Raw genomic sequence first — 14,478 nt, 5'->3', positions numbered from 1 at the left:
ACTTGTCCTTTTGTGTGTTTGCTTAACCTTTGAGGGAGCCTGCGGTCACCCCTGATATGAAGAAGCGCTGCAGGAACAAGAACATGAGCAGCATAGGCAGCGATATAATGACTACCCCTGACAAGAGTCCAGGATAATTCGTAGAATACTCTCCCTGGAACTGCAGCAGTGCCAGTGGAAGTGTCATCTTCGATTGGTCCGTAATCAGCAGGAGCGGGAACAGCAGCTCGTTCCACACAGAGACGAACAGGAAAGTAGCCGTCGCTGCAAGATAGGGGACCGATAGCGGCATCGCAATCTGGAGATACATGCGTGACTCTCCAGCCCCATCGATACTGGCGGACTCAAATACTTCTCTGGGCAAGGATTTCATGAAGCCGTTGATCATGAAGACGGACAGCGGCATAAGTACCGATACGGAGACGAGGATGAGACCGATTCGGCTGTTCGTCAGCCCCAGATCCCGAAGGAAGGAGTGAATCGGAATCATGTTGACCTGCGAAGGCACCATGAGACCAATGACGAAGAGGAGCAGTATCGTTTTCGAAATTTTATTCTTAAGACGGTACAGTCCGAACGAAATCATACTGGCGAGAACAAGCAGCACAGCGACCGTTGAGAACGAGACGATGACGCTGTTGCTGAAATACATCAGCATCGGCTGGCTTTGAAACAGGTGAATATAATTATCCAGCGAGAAGGAGGAAGGCACTCCGATCGGATTCATATAAAATTGCTGCTGGTCCTTCATCGTTGCCATAACGACAACAAGCAGCGGAAGCAGAATAATAATTGCGTATAGAGTGAGCAGCAGCTTGCCGAGCGTACGAGCAAACAAGGAATTTCATCCTCCTTTCACATGCTAGAGACTGGAGCTTACGTTGCACGGTCTGAACGGATGGCTTTGAACTGCAGGAATGTGACCAGTGCGATTATAGCTAGGAAATAGATCGATGCTGCCGAAGCATGCCCGAAGTTATAATTCTGATAAGCAGAAGAATAAATATACGTCGATAAGATCTCTGTAGAGTAAGCCGGGCCCCCGCGGGTCATGACATAGATCAGATCAAACGCCTTGAATGATTGAATCGTTGTGTAGGCGATGACCAGTGTAGCTGCCGGTGCGAGCAGAGGCCATGTTACGAATCGGAATATTTGCCAGCGGTTACCGCCATCAAGTCTGGCTGCTTCATTAATTTCTTCCGGAATCCCGTGCAGGCCGGCCACGAACAGAATAACCATCTGTCCGATATGTGCCCATGCCTGGATGCCTGCAACGGAATAAATTGCGATGGAAGGATCGCCCAGCCAGTTGTTAGCAAGGAAGGACAAGCCAATGCGATTCAGCACTTCATTGAGAAGCCCGAGATTCGGATCATAGATATAAGTTCCGATAAACCCTACTGCCGCTGAGGATAGAATCGTCGGGAAGAAATACAGCGCCCGCAGACCGATGTTGGCTTTGGAATTGCGGACGAGCAGAAGCGCTAGAACGAGCGATACAAGCGTCTGCACAATCACGACACTGAACATGAACTTCAAATTGTTGCCGATGGCTTTGTGAAAAATGGTGTTTTCTGCGACATTGACATAGTTGCTGAGCCCTACAAAGTTCATCGTATCCGACATGCCGTCCCAATCTGTGAAGGAGTAGTAAAGTCCTTGCAAGGTGGGATAAATAAAAAACACGAGATACAAGAGCAGGCCGGGTACGAAAAACCAGTAAATCGATTTGCGTACACCCATAATTACAGGTTCAGCTGCTGGTCAACAATGGCTTGGGCATTCTCAGCAGCCTTCTCCGGTGTAATTCCTGACATGACTTCCTGAATCGAGCTTGTTACCGCTTTTTGAATCTCAATATTGGTAATGAGGTAACGAGGCTGGAAACGGGTATTTTTCGTACTCCAGTCACTAATAGCTGTCAGAGCAGGCGACGTATATTCAATGTCTTTGACAGGAACATCCTGATCCGTTTCGTTAGCTACCTTGCCTGCTGCTTCTGCCGTACTTAGGAATGCAAGGAATTTCTTAGCTTCTTCAGGATGCTTCGATTTACTGTTTACGCCCAGCATGAACGTTGTTGTATGAATGCCTTCATATATTGCTTCGTCTGCAGTCACTGTGATCGGTGCAAGCAGGTTCAGTTCTAGCTCAGGGTTACCTGCAAGAATGGCAGACATGGAATACGAGCCTGTTGCAATCATGGCCGCTTTTTGCTGAGCCATAAGGGCGATCGCACCATCCGTGTTTGTTCCTAGCGCACCTTCCTGGAAGTAGCCCTTATCATTTAACTCCTTGAACTGAGCAAGCGTCTTAACCCACCATTCATCTGTCAGCTTCGCTTCCCCGGATTCAAGCTTGGCGAAGATTTCTTCATCAGGTGCGTTATTCATCATCATCGGGTTCATAAATTGACCGGGACCGATATCTGCTCCAGGGAATGCAATCGGGATAATGCCCTCGCTCTTCAGCTTCTCGCAGAGTGCGAGAAAGCCTTCCCAATCCGTTGGCGGTGTAAGGCCGTATTGTTCAAAGAGTCCAGCATTATATACCGGGACATTATAAATCAGGTTGTAAGGAAGAGCATATTGCTTGCCATCCTTTGCACCCGACTCAATGAGGTCCTGCTTGTAGTTATCTACAAAGGCCTCACCCGTCAGATCGGTGTAAAGTCCAGCTCTCAGAATGGATGCAAACTGGGCTCCTGGGAAGGAAGCGAACACATCACCGACCGATCCATCCATTAGCTTGGCTTGGGCTGTCGTTTGATACTGCTCGGAAGGGAAGGTCTGCATGGTCACGTCAATATTAGGATTCTCGCTCTCGAATTCACTGATAAGCTCGTTCCATACAGCGGCTTCGCTGTTCCAATGGATAAAGCTGATCTTTACTTTACCGCCTTGCGAGCTGCCGTTGTCGCTTCCGCATGCGCTGACGACCAGAGACAGAGCCAAGGTAATCATAGCCATCGTGGAACGTGTTTTCTTTTTCATGAATATGCCTCCTCCGTAGTCTACCTAAACAAAAAAACGACAGAAGGATAGATCCTCAGTATCCATTGTCGTAGCATTCATACTTTAAAAAGAACATAAATAACCTACTAATTTAGTTGGAATAGTGTGCATTTGCATCATACCATTTCCCTGTACAGTTCAGCAATGTAAATTCGTGTTGTTTAGATTTTGTCATTTTGTGGTTTGCAATGATATTTTATCACTTATAATTGAGAAGCTGCAGTACAACTTTTTATTTGAAGTTACGTTTATTGTAAGAAAGGTACTGTGGGTTTTACAGACGGTTTACCGTAGAGAAAGAAGGGGGCATTTGAGTGTCAGATAAAAATGGAGCAACAAATAGGGGGGAAGTTGTATCCTCCAAATGGGGAGTTTGGTTTAGAAAAAGCATAATATTCTGCTTAATGTATGTCGTGCTCTCATTCTTTTTCGGGGGAATTGTGGGTGTTCCGGCAGGAAAGCTGCTGTTACATCATCAAGTCCCTGATCTTGGCGTGTTTCTGATTGCGGCGGTTTATTTCTATTTGATGGTTACCGTGTTTGTGAGTTTTGGTTCGTATGTATCCAGAGATACAGGTGCGTATCCGCGAATAATACTACTGTCGATTATACCGCTGCTAGGATTCGCTCTTTATTATTGGGGGCTGGGGATGCAGCTGTCAGATGGAGATGCGAGGGAGCTGTGGAGCTCGTCCTGGATGTGGTATTCACTAAACCAATACTGGGCAAATCCAGTCTTGAAAGTATTATCTGCTTATGGTGCGGGGATGACTGCGGTCACGTTAGTTGTGGCGCTTGTCCCGAGTATTAGTATCATGCTTGGTGTAGTGCTGCAAGGGAGAATTATGGTGGGCGTGAAGAATCGTACTCGAATGCTCGTATGGGGGGCGTTTCCTGTACTTGGTGTTCTTGCGCTGCTGATTTCTATGGTAGTTCCAAAGGGCAGCTATACCGTCCATCAGTATCCACGGATTGATGGTGCGACCGCTGCTATTCCTTTTGCTGAGAAGCTGAAGAGTGAATTAACTGGTGTTAACCAGCTAAGGGCAGCGGACGATACCCGGTTTAACACAACCCATGAGGCCTATCTTAACCTTATTGAGGGCCGGGCGGATCTCATCTTTGTAGCAGGCCCTTCTGAAGATGAGATCTCAACAGCAACCAAAAATGGGATAGAGCTCGAACTTCATCCCGTAGGGAAGGATGCCTTTATTTTTCTCGTAAATCAGAAGAACCCGGTAAACGGCCTGTCTTCCGAGCAGATTCAGGATATTTATGGCGGGTTCATTATGAACTGGAGTGAGGTTGGAGGTAAGAATGAACCCATTCTGGCCCTGCAGCGAGATGCCAATTCAGGCAGCCAGACTTTTATGGAGCAAGGAGTTATGGCAGATGCCGTTCTCAGTGAGGTGCCGAAGGAGCAGAAGGTCAGCCTGATGGGAGGCTTGATTGACCGGGTGGCAGCGTACAACAATGAAGAGAATGCTATTGGGTACTCATTCCATTATTATGCGAGCGAGATGTATCACCAGGAAGAAGTGAAATTCCTAACGGTGGATGGGGTCATGCCCAATCGAGATACGATCCACTCTGGAGCCTATCCGTATACGGCTGAGCTGTATGCTGTAACACGGTCGAATCTGCCGCAGGATCATGCCGCACGGAAGATTGTGAAGTGGCTTCAAGGTGAGGAAGGTCAGCGGATCGTGGAGGAGGGAGGATTTATTGCGGCGGGAGGAAGTTGAGTAAGTGACGGGCAGTTTGATGGGTGCTGAGAAGCGTGAAAGGCGTAAAAGGCGTAAAGAGCGTAAAACGCGTGAAGAGCTTGAAGAGCTTGAAGAGCTTGAAGAGCTTAAAGAGTGTTAAAAGCGTTAAAAGCGTTAAAAGCTTAGGCTGGCTCATGGATGCTGCGTGTGCGAAAGTATCGTCCGATCGTTCTTGTCCGGGAATGGCATAGAATAAGAGGTAACAAGGAAGCCATTCCCGGACAAATACGAGCGCTAACGCTTCTCCCGATTACTTTTCGCTCCCTCCGCAAGGGGAGCCAGCCCAGGCCCGTCTCTTCCTCATCTTCGATTGGGAAGGGCAGCTTGGAGAAGTCCGGCATATGAAGAAGCCGGACACTCTTGGGTGTGATGGTAATGCTACGAAGTATAGAGCTAGTAGGCTGGCTCATGGAAGCTGTGTGTGCGAAAGTATCGTCGATCGTTCTTGTCCGGGAATGGCACAGGATTGAAGAGTTAAACAAGGAAGCTATTCCCGTACAAATACGAACGCTAACGCTTCTCCCGATTACTTTTCGCTCCCTCCGCAAGGGGAGCCAGCCCAGGCCCGTCCCTTCCTCATCTTCGATTGGGAAGGGCAGCTTGGAGAAGTCCGGCGTGTGAAGAAGCCGGACACTCTTGGGTGTTAGGGGAGTGCTTCGGAGTAAAGAACATTTAGCTGGCTCATGGATGCTGCGTTTGCGAAAGTATCGTCGATCGTTCTTGTCCGGGAATGGCATAGAATTGAAGAGGTAACAAGGAAGCCATTCCCGTACAAATACGAACGCTAATGCTTCTCCCGATTACTTTTCGCTCCCTCCGCAAGGGGAGCCAGCCCAGGCCCGTCCCTTCCTCATCTTCGATTGGGAAGGGGCAGCATGGAGAAGTCCGGCGTGTGAAGAAGCCGGACACTCTGGGTGTGATGGTAATGCTACGAAGTATAGAGCTAGTAGGCTGGCTCATGGTTGCTGCGTGTGCGAAAGTATCGTCCGATCGTTCTTGTCCGGTAATGGCATAGGATTGAAGAGTTAACAAAGGAAGCCATTCCCGTACAAATACGAACGCTAACGCTTCTCCCGAATACTTTTCGCTCCCTCCGCAAGGGGAGCCAGCCCAGGCCCGTCCCTTCCTCATCTTCGATTGGGAAGGGGCAGCATGGAGAAGTCCGGCGTGTGAAGAAGCCGGACACTCTTGGGTGTTAGGGGAGTGCTTCGGAGTAAAGAACATTTAGCTCGCTCATGGTTGCTGCGTGTGCGAAAGTATCGTCCTAGCGATACGCTTCTAACGAAATATGTCACTCTATTAACAAATCTAGATGGGAGAACGAAATGGAATACTGGGAGTATTATGAAGAGGGGCTTCGTTCATACCTGTGAACGTCCAGATATTGTTTTGGACGAGATTGTGCAGTGCAGGATTATAATAATAGATTCCCTGATTCGAAGGATAAATTAATTTCTATCGACGTGTGTGAATGGACGCCAGATCCAGAATTCAAAGCTTTTGGTTTATTTTTTGATAGAGCTAAGTTCTACACAGATAAAGGTTACAATATCGATCATTCCTATTAGAAAGATTTGGCGTACAAAAATAACTGTAAGGCGGGTAACCATATGAAACTGGAGCGGCTGATCTCGATCATTTACAAGCTGCTGAATCACGAAATTTTGTCAGCTTCCACGCTGGCTGAAGAGTTTGAAGTCTCCCCAAGGACCATTTATCGGGATATTGATGCGATCTGTGCGGCAGGCTTCCCGGTCGTATCCTATCAAGGGACTAACGGCGGATATGACATGATGGCATGATAACGGGCGACTACTAGATTATTAGATTGTACGGATGCTTATTATATGAAGCAGCAATACAAGATCCTTACCTTTTTCTAAAAATGAATAAGCCTGAGCCAACGATATATTTGGCCTCAGGCTTATTTGTTTTATGCGAATGATTTAGCTAATGCGATAAGTCCGATCAGAGTGATGATATTAAACAATGTAGAGATAAGCACGGTCTGTGCTGCAAAATCCGGTTCGTTCTGATATTCTTCCGCCAGAATGGAGGAGTTAACGCCTGTTGGCATTCCAGAAGCAATAATTAAGGCCTGAGCCGTAATGCCTTCTAGTCCAAGCGCAAATACCAGTGTGATACCGATGGCAGGACCCGCAAGCAGACGGATAATCATGCTGATGTATACGCTGAGTCTGCCAAACCGGAGCGGATATTTCATAATCTGTGCTCCAAGCGTCAGGAGCGCAACGGCTACCATGGAATCTTTGGCATAATCGAGCGGCATGGAGAGAAAGGTGGGCAGCGGTGCATCAAGTACGTTCCACAGGATTCCGAGCAGAAGCGCGTAAGGAACTGGCATTTTTAAGAAACCAATGATGACACTTCGATAATTCCCTTTTAGCTTTGCCCCTTGAATGGACAGTACCCCGTATGTAAAGGTCAGGAGGCTTTGCATCGACATAATGAAGGCCTGAACCGATGCAGCCATAGGATCTCCCTTGAACACGAGCGCACTAATAGGCATTCCGTAGTTTCCGGCATTATCCAGCATGATACTGTTGTTGAATGCAGCCTTCATGCCTTTGCTGAATTTAAATGATTTGGAAACGATGGACCCCATAATATATAAAATGAATGCATAGAAAAAATAGAATAGAACGATGGTACCGAGCAGCTTTCCTGACATTTCGGATAGATACATGCTCATAAACACGGCTGCAGGTGTAATAAAATAAAAATTAATCTTCGAAAGTGTGTAGAGATCGAGATTGAACGCACGCTGCATCAGTGACCCGACTGCAATCAACACAAATACAGGCAGGACCACTTCCAGCAAGATGTCAGCAATCATGAAGTTTTCAGCTTCTTTCTATCAAGTTATGTAACATTTCTGAATGTTTTCAAACACTCGTAACATTATAGCACTTTAGCGAAGCTGTGGAGACGTAAGTTTAATTCTTTTTCTGTTCTCATATGCCTGCATTATAATTTATTGGTTTCTTCGATCAAGCTTTGAAGCTTCGCGGCTGCAAGCGCCAGCTGATGTGGATCTGGGGAGAGCAGCTCTACAATCTCATCTACACGCTGTTTATAATGAGCAGGCTTCAAGTCAAAATCCTCAATCATCTGCACAGCCCGCTTCTCATTGATGCAATGCTCTTCATTAATCGCAAATAGAATCTGGTTCAAGCAGGAGAGGCTCCGGAAGACGTGACCCATCACATAATAGCTGTCGTCTTTAGCAGCATACTTATGGACAAACGTATGAGAGAATGAGGCTTCGAATGAAAAATAATCAATCATGCTCTGCTTATAAACTGTTGGATATGGAATTATTTTTTGTTTAATCGAAGCTAATCGTTGCTCTGGGTCGTGTAATACGTGGGAAATAGCCAATTCACCCAGATACATCCCATTGATGTAAGCATGAGGGTGACCAGGCTGATAGTTCGCGTTGATTTTGCCAGCAAGACAATCCTGAATCACTTGCTCCACTCGTTCCATATCTCTTAGAATCAAATCGACAGGACAGCCATCAACAACAAACCAGCCTCCAGCATTGACCCATGGTCCCCAGCCTCCAATCGGCGTAATGGGATGGTCAACGGGCTCTTCATTTAGATCCTTTACAGCCTTATTGATCTCATCAATGCTAAATTCTGACTGCAAATCATAATAAATGCCGATATCTATATCCGAATCCGTATGATGGGTTCCTCTCGCACGGGAGCCGCCGAGAACGATACCTACGATGCCAGGAACATGGGATAGAAGGGTTGTAACCTTATTCAGAATCGAAGTTATTTCCATTTGACCGAGCCTCCATTTCAATTATTTTATTTGTGGTCAATGTGTCAGGTACAGCGATTGTAGTTTGAATAGGAGTAATCATTACGATAATAAGATGTAGAGATGACTGCCTTCTCCTGTTTCGTTACATGGGTATAAGGAAATGGTGGGAACCTGGGTTCTTGTATCATCGTTCGGGTAGTGTATTATAGAATTTACTTTACCAAATAATTGGACCGACGATCTACTAGAGATCAATGTATAATTTTTAGCTAAGGAGCTTGTTATATATGGAGGCAATTCTAGATCACTTGGAGCCTGGGCTTCAGATCGTATTTATCGGCTTTAATCCAAGCATACGTTCAGGGGAGACCGGACATCATTATGCAAACCCGCGGAACAATTTTTACCGGATTCTTTATCAGGCAGGTCTGACACCTCGTCTGTATCAAGCACAGGAGGATCAGGATTTGTTGAAGCTGGGTTACGGGTTTACCAATATCGTAGCAAGACCGACGAAAGGCATTGAAGATATTACGAAGGAGGAGTATGCAGAAGGCAGAATTCTTCTGAAGAATAAGCTGGAAAAATACAGACCAGAAGTCGCCTGCTTCGTCGGCAAGGGTGTATATGCCCAGTATGCCAAAAAAACAAAGGCGGATTGGGGATTTCAGCCGGAGCCTTTTCTCACAGGCATGCACGAATTTGTGGCCCCTTCCTCCAGCGGGCTGGTTCGAATGCCAATGACAGAAATTATTGATATCTACAAGCAGCTTAGTGATTATATTCATCGGGAGCGGAGTTGAAAGGAGGCATCTTACAGGATGTCTTTTTAGGTTTGTAGCAGTGTAGCTGTAAGTATGTATGTATTTGGAACCTTGGTCATAAAACGGAAATGAAAAATTGAGCAGGATAAAAGGGAAACGAAGACTAATGTCGAAATACAGACTTGATTGAAAAAATGATATTCTCATTGAAGTATAAAAAACGGAGCAAACGCCCGGTTATAATCTAGCGGAGGTGGATAACATGAAAGCGCTTTTTATTGGAGGCACGGGTACCATTAGTTCTGCGATCACTCGTCAGCTGCTTGAACAAGGATGTGAGCTGTATCTGCTCAATCGAGGGAATCGGAATGAAGCCTTTGCAGCAGGAGCCACTGTTCTGCAAGGGGATATTAATGATGAAGAACAGGTTGCTAGGCTCATTTCGGATCTGCAGTTTGATGTCGTGGCGGATTTTATTGCATTTCATCCATCGCATGTGGAGCGGGATTACCGCTTGTTTAAGGACAAAACCAAACAGTATATGTTTATCAGCTCAGCCTCAGCATATCAGACACCCTTATCGGACTATCGCATTACAGAAGGAACTCCACTGTCAAATCCGTATTGGGAGTATTCCAGGAACAAGATTGCGTGTGAAGAGTATCTAACCAAGCAGTATCGGGATCATGGATTTCCGATAACCATCGTCAGACCAAGCCACACGTACGATGAAAGATCAATTCCGCTTGGCGTTCATGGCAGCGGAGGTTCATGGCAGGTTGCGAAACGCATGCTTGAGAATAAGCCTGTTATAATCCATGGAGACGGTACATCCCTCTGGACGATGACCCATAATCGCGATTTTGCCAAGGGCTTTATCGGTCTGATGGGAAATATTCATGCCATCGGAGAAGCTGTGCATATTACCTCGGATGAGAGTGTGACTTGGAATCAGATCTATGAAATCATTGCCGACAGCCTCGGTGTGAAGCTGAATGCCGTTCATGTGGCGTCGGAGTTTCTTGATGCGTGCAGCACCCAGGACTTTAGAGGAAGTCTGCTCGGAGATAAAGCCAACTCCGTCGTGTTTGATAATTCCAAGCTTAAGCGGCTGGTCCCTGATTATGTGGCTGCGACTCGGCTTGATCAAGGAATTAAAGAAACGGTTCAACATATACTTGCACATCCAGAATTGCAAAAAGAGGATAAGGAATTTGATATTTGGTGCGATAAAGTAATTCAGGCGATTGAGGCGGCTGAAAATATACTCGTGGAAAAATAAGCTGATGAGCGAAGAGAGCGAAGGGGTACGGAGAGAAGCGGTAGCGTTCCTACCAAGAACGATCGAACGTATCCTTCGCTATCGAAGCCGCACAGCCTCCAACGCATTGCATAAAGAAGGTCCGACATCTGCATCCGCAGTATCGGACCTTTCTTTTATTGTAATCTATAGAATTTCCATGGATCCTCCACCTTGATAAAATATAATCACTTGTAGAAAGTTCCTCTTCCAGATTAATATCTAATGTCTTGTGCTCTTGAATCGTCCAGTTCGATTTTAGTTATTTCGAGAATATAGGGCTCGATATATTCCCCACTGATACCGGCGGGGCAAGTTTTTTGACTGCGGTGTCGAAAGCTGCATGCCAGTCTTCCGTAATAATGCTTCCAATGTAACCATCTGGCCGGATCAATACCAACGTGTCGCCAGTGATGCCGTAGATCCTGTTCAGATCTCCGGTGTTGTCAATAATGCAATTGTCATCAACGCTGCCACTGGTTCCTACAAAGTAGCGGTGCAGTTCCGCACCTGTTGATGGCCAGGTCAGCTCGTGAAGTGCCTTGGTGGCATTAGCACCGAAGGCCAACAGAGTGAAGTGTGGCCCTTGATAGATGTCAAAGAGTCGTCGCGTCCCATCCGGACCAATACAAGATGAGTCCGGTGCTCGGTCACCAACACGGAGGGTCTTGGTGGCAGATGCATCGGCAGGTGCAAGTGCCCCGCCGTGGTAAGTGATGCCCAGCTGTCGTTCATCGTCTCCTCGCTTAAGGCTGGATAGACGATGCTGCTTGAGCCCCGAGTAGAGCTCATTGGATTTGCCGAGAACGAATGCAGCAATTGGCAGTCGCTCGTTCTCGTAGCTGTCAAGGAGGCTCTCGGGGGCACCTGCTATGACCTGGCTCAGTTTCCAGCCAAGGTTGTAGGCGTCCTGGACCCCTGTATTGAGACCTTGCGCACCAGCCGGAGTGTGAACGTGGGCGGCGTCACCTGCCACGAAGACTCTTCCTGAACGATAGTGTTCAGCGAGCCGAACGTTTGGCCGGAATACCGAACTCCAGGTGATGTCAGAGAGCCTGAGACCGGTAAGCTTACGAAAATAGGCAGCCAACGCGGCATTGTTAAGGTCGGGTGTCTCGTCCGGTGACAGTTTGATCATAATCTGGAACTGGTTCGAGTGGGGTAATGGGCATGCTGCGACGGACTTGCCTTGAATTCGTGGCCACATATGCCACCGCTTGCGTGATAGACCGTCAATTGTACCATCGATAATGATCATACGGTCGGAGTCATCGGTCTCCCCGATGAACCGCGTACCCAGTACTTTTCGAACTGTGCTTGAACCCCCGTCAGCCCCGACCAGATACCTGCTGCGTACTTGTTCCCCTGTAGAGAGAGTAACTGTCACCCCATCTGCATCTTGTTTGAAATCTTCCACCGAGGTATCAAACTCAATACATAGTCCTTGACGTTCGAGGAGGCGGTGCAAGATGGCGTCAGTGCGATGCTGTGACAGTAAAAGAATATTGGGATATGGCACATCTGGTGTTGGTTTGCTCTGCTTTTGCATACGCCACGGTATAGTGATCGGTCCGATGTGGAGTCCTACAAGCGGGTAAGGTCCGCCTTCCTTGTGAGCTTCTTCAAGTACGCCAAGGTCTTCGAAGACCTCCTGAGTACGGGGTTGAACTCCCTTGGCACGGGAGCCTTTGAAAGCATGCGCTGCCTTGTCAACTAGACGGACGCGAAGGCCGCGTCGGAGTAAATCCGCAGCCAGCGTGGAGCCGGTAGGACCTGCCCCAGCAATAAGTACGTCGATATAATGCTGATCTGTGGAGCTGATTGTCATTTTAGTGTGCACTCCTATTTTTTATCTGCTTGCAACTATTTATTATTTCGTGGAAACTCTAAGTTTCCTAGAAACAATATTAAAGAATTATGTTGTTTCTGTCAATATTGTTTCAAGGAAACTTTATTGGTTTGTTTTTTCTTGATATACTGGCTTTAAGTAACCAACATCATCGGAGGAAAATAGATGACATACGATTCGGGAAAACAAAACAAGGATCTGCTTATAAAAGAATTGATTGGAACAGTGAATGCTCTACTGCATAAATTCCAAGGAGAAGATGACGAAGAAAAACAGTGGCTTATTCAGAATAGTCCTAATCCTGCTATTGCAGAGTTGATGAGAGATATGACGGTCAGTATGCTGCATGTGTTGAGTGCCATTGGTAAGCTTGAGCCTGTTAATGGGATAACGATATCTAAGCAATTCGGCTTTTCAAAAGGGAATGTCTCTAAAATCACGAGAAGACTGGCTGATAAGAAAATTATCAATTTCGAATATATTCCTGATAATAAAAAAGAAGTTCTGTTTCGAACCACATCACTCGGCCGAGAAATTAATCGTTTGCATGAAGCCCTACATCAAAAAATCGATTTTGGAGTCCATCGTTTCTTGCAACGATATAACGAAGATGAGCTGAGATTTCTGGTTAATGCTTTTCATGAAACACTGCATGCATCATGGATTCATACGGAGACAAATGAGGAAACACTCGAACTCAGCCAGAGAGAGCTGCTTACAAATGAAGAGCCAGGCATGGCAATGGTTTCCGAGGAAATGAACGAAGTCATTGAGATGCTAAATAAACTGAATTCACGCGATTTAAAGAAAGCGAAAGCAATTCTTAACGATGTGTTTTTCTCAGTGTATGAGGATTGAAATGGTTAGGAACAGAGTTGCAGAGGGTCTAGAGAACGATGTCGGCTCATAAGCAAAGAGAGCGAAGAGGTACGGAGAGAAGCGGTAGCGTTCGTACCAAGAACGATCGAACGTACCATTCGTTATCAAAGCGGCGCAGCCAGCCAATGCCATTCCATTAAAAAAGGTCCGACATCTGCATCCGCAGTATCGGACCTATTTCTTATTCCCTCCACCAGTTAATGAGAAGAGGGAGACAACTCAATATCCCCTAAACTTCTTAATAAACTGAACCGCCTTCTTAATATCTTCCTCCGGTGTGTTGCCAACCTCGCGCTCAATCGTCAGATAGCCTTTGTAGCCGATTTCCTGTAAGGCAGCAAAATAGGCATCAAAATCAACCTGGCCTTCACCTAGCGGCACTTCCAAAAACGCCGCTCCGGAGGAGGCCATCTCCGCAATTTTCTCATGCGTCATCCCTTCATAGCCGAGATAGCCGTATACTTCTTTGGGATCAATCGGCCGAATCTGCCTGCCGTCCTTCACATGCGTATGAACGATGTAATCCTTAAGCAGCTTTACGCCTTCCACGGGATCGTCGCCGGTCACCATTACCATGTTGGCAGGATCGAAGTTGACCGACACTCCGTTTGTACTGAGGGAATCTAGGAAGCTCTTCAGATGGGCAGCGCGTTCAGGTCCGGTCTCGATAGCAAAATAGGCATTCATGCTCTTCGCATATACGCCCAGCTCTTCACAGGCTTCCTGCATCGTGCTGTAAATAGAGCCAGTTATATCATCAGGGACGATGCCGATATGAGTGGTAACGACATCCGTTCCCAGCTCGACGGCAAGGTCCAGAATACGCTTCGAGCGTTCGATCTTCTCCCGGTTCACAGCCGCATCCTGAAATCCATGTCCACCCAAATCTCCGCATAGTGCCGAGATTTCGAGTCCTAAGTCGGCAATATAGCTGCGCAGCTGCTTGCGGTCTGTGCTTGTTAAGTTCTCAGGAGCCATTTCTCCGGATACAGCATATATTTGCACGCCCTCTGCGCCAACCTCCTTGGCTTTTGCCAGACCACCTCTGAGCCCTGCTTGGAAACTGTCCGATATAACCCCGATTTTGTTAGTAAAAGACATACGC

General features: G+C 46.8%; 14 protein-coding genes and 1 pseudogene. 7 read left to right on the top strand and 8 right to left on the bottom strand.

Features of this window, described 5'->3' with window-relative positions:
* Positions 1–22 precede the first annotated feature (22 nt).
* From ACFQ3J_RS14525 to ACFQ3J_RS14515, 3 genes are read right to left on the bottom strand one after another with little or no spacing between them, the layout of a single operon-like run.
* Positions 23–838 (bottom strand): carbohydrate ABC transporter permease, encoded by an 816-nt coding sequence (locus ACFQ3J_RS14525; protein WP_091153487.1) that lies wholly within the window; start codon positions 836–838, stop codon positions 23–25.
* A 38-nt stretch (positions 839–876) separates the two neighbouring features.
* Complete coding sequence (locus tag ACFQ3J_RS14520; RefSeq protein ID WP_091153488.1) at positions 877–1,746, bottom strand: carbohydrate ABC transporter permease; 870 nt, start codon at positions 1,744–1,746, stop codon at positions 877–879.
* Between the two features lie 2 nt (positions 1,747–1,748).
* Positions 1,749–2,996 (bottom strand): ABC transporter substrate-binding protein, encoded by a 1,248-nt coding sequence (locus ACFQ3J_RS14515; protein WP_251582331.1) that lies wholly within the window; start codon positions 2,994–2,996, stop codon positions 1,749–1,751.
* Positions 2,997–3,331: 335 nt separating this feature from the next.
* Between ACFQ3J_RS14515 and ACFQ3J_RS14510 the strand changes: the two genes are divergently transcribed.
* From ACFQ3J_RS14510 to ACFQ3J_RS14500, 3 genes are all read left to right on the top strand, one after another.
* Positions 3,332–4,762, top strand: coding sequence for a PstS family phosphate ABC transporter substrate-binding protein (locus ACFQ3J_RS14510; RefSeq protein WP_251582329.1), 1,431 nt, complete (start codon positions 3,332–3,334; stop codon positions 4,760–4,762).
* Positions 4,763–4,930: 168 nt separating this feature from the next.
* Positions 4,931–5,128 carry a hypothetical protein gene (locus ACFQ3J_RS14505; protein WP_251582327.1) on the top strand — a complete coding sequence of 66 codons (198 nt, stop codon included), beginning with the start codon at positions 4,931–4,933 and terminating at the stop codon, positions 5,126–5,128.
* A gap of 30 nt (positions 5,129–5,158) precedes the next feature.
* Complete coding sequence (locus tag ACFQ3J_RS14500) at positions 5,159–5,404, top strand: hypothetical protein (RefSeq protein ID WP_251582326.1); 246 nt, start codon at positions 5,159–5,161, stop codon at positions 5,402–5,404.
* 60 nt (positions 5,405–5,464) lie between these two features.
* Here ACFQ3J_RS14500 and ACFQ3J_RS14495 read toward each other — a convergent pair whose 3' ends face one another.
* The gene (locus ACFQ3J_RS14495) at positions 5,465–6,007 is read right to left on the bottom strand and encodes a hypothetical protein (RefSeq protein WP_251582325.1); all 543 of its coding nucleotides are present in this window, start codon (positions 6,005–6,007) and stop codon (positions 5,465–5,467) included.
* Between the two features lie 386 nt (positions 6,008–6,393).
* On the opposite strand from ACFQ3J_RS14495, the pseudogene ACFQ3J_RS14490 reads away from it, so the two are divergent.
* A pseudogene (locus tag ACFQ3J_RS14490) lies at positions 6,394–6,579 on the top strand (helix-turn-helix transcriptional regulator); the annotation flags it as partial.
* Positions 6,580–6,716: 137 nt separating this feature from the next.
* Here the strand turns inward: ACFQ3J_RS14490 and ACFQ3J_RS14485 are convergent.
* Complete coding sequence (locus ACFQ3J_RS14485; protein WP_091153495.1) at positions 6,717–7,640, bottom strand: AEC family transporter; 924 nt, start codon at positions 7,638–7,640, stop codon at positions 6,717–6,719.
* A gap of 131 nt (positions 7,641–7,771) precedes the next feature.
* Positions 7,772–8,599: a nucleotidyltransferase domain-containing protein gene (locus ACFQ3J_RS14480; protein ID WP_091153497.1), complete on the bottom strand. Its 828-nt coding sequence runs from the start codon at positions 8,597–8,599 to the stop codon at positions 7,772–7,774.
* A gap of 269 nt (positions 8,600–8,868) precedes the next feature.
* Here ACFQ3J_RS14480 and ACFQ3J_RS14475 point away from each other — a divergent pair, with 269 nt between their 5' ends.
* The gene (locus tag ACFQ3J_RS14475; protein ID WP_251582324.1) at positions 8,869–9,384 is read left to right on the top strand and encodes a mismatch-specific DNA-glycosylase; all 516 of its coding nucleotides are present in this window, start codon (positions 8,869–8,871) and stop codon (positions 9,382–9,384) included.
* A 223-nt stretch (positions 9,385–9,607) separates the two neighbouring features.
* Positions 9,608–10,627, top strand: a complete 1,020-nt coding sequence (locus ACFQ3J_RS14470; RefSeq protein ID WP_091153501.1) for an SDR family oxidoreductase — start codon at positions 9,608–9,610, stop codon at positions 10,625–10,627.
* A 280-nt stretch (positions 10,628–10,907) separates the two neighbouring features.
* On the opposite strand, the gene ACFQ3J_RS14465 is transcribed toward ACFQ3J_RS14470, so the two are convergent.
* The gene (locus tag ACFQ3J_RS14465; RefSeq protein ID WP_251582323.1) at positions 10,908–12,473 is read right to left on the bottom strand and encodes an FAD-dependent monooxygenase; all 1,566 of its coding nucleotides are present in this window, start codon (positions 12,471–12,473) and stop codon (positions 10,908–10,910) included.
* Positions 12,474–12,659: 186 nt separating this feature from the next.
* Here ACFQ3J_RS14465 and ACFQ3J_RS14460 point away from each other — a divergent pair, with 186 nt between their 5' ends.
* Complete coding sequence (locus tag ACFQ3J_RS14460; RefSeq protein ID WP_251582322.1) at positions 12,660–13,352, top strand: MarR family transcriptional regulator; 693 nt, start codon at positions 12,660–12,662, stop codon at positions 13,350–13,352.
* A gap of 240 nt (positions 13,353–13,592) precedes the next feature.
* On the opposite strand, the gene ACFQ3J_RS14455 is transcribed toward ACFQ3J_RS14460, so the two are convergent.
* Complete coding sequence (locus ACFQ3J_RS14455; RefSeq protein ID WP_251582321.1) at positions 13,593–14,474, bottom strand: sugar phosphate isomerase/epimerase family protein; 882 nt, start codon at positions 14,472–14,474, stop codon at positions 13,593–13,595.
* Between the last annotated feature and the right edge of the window lie 4 nt (positions 14,475–14,478).

The sequence above is a fragment of the Paenibacillus provencensis genome (assembly GCF_042678545.1).
Classification (GTDB): Bacteria; Bacillota; Bacilli; order Paenibacillales; family Paenibacillaceae; genus Paenibacillus; species Paenibacillus provencensis.
Note: the sequence above shows the minus strand (reverse complement) of the source record. Positions and strands in the feature narration are given on the sequence as shown.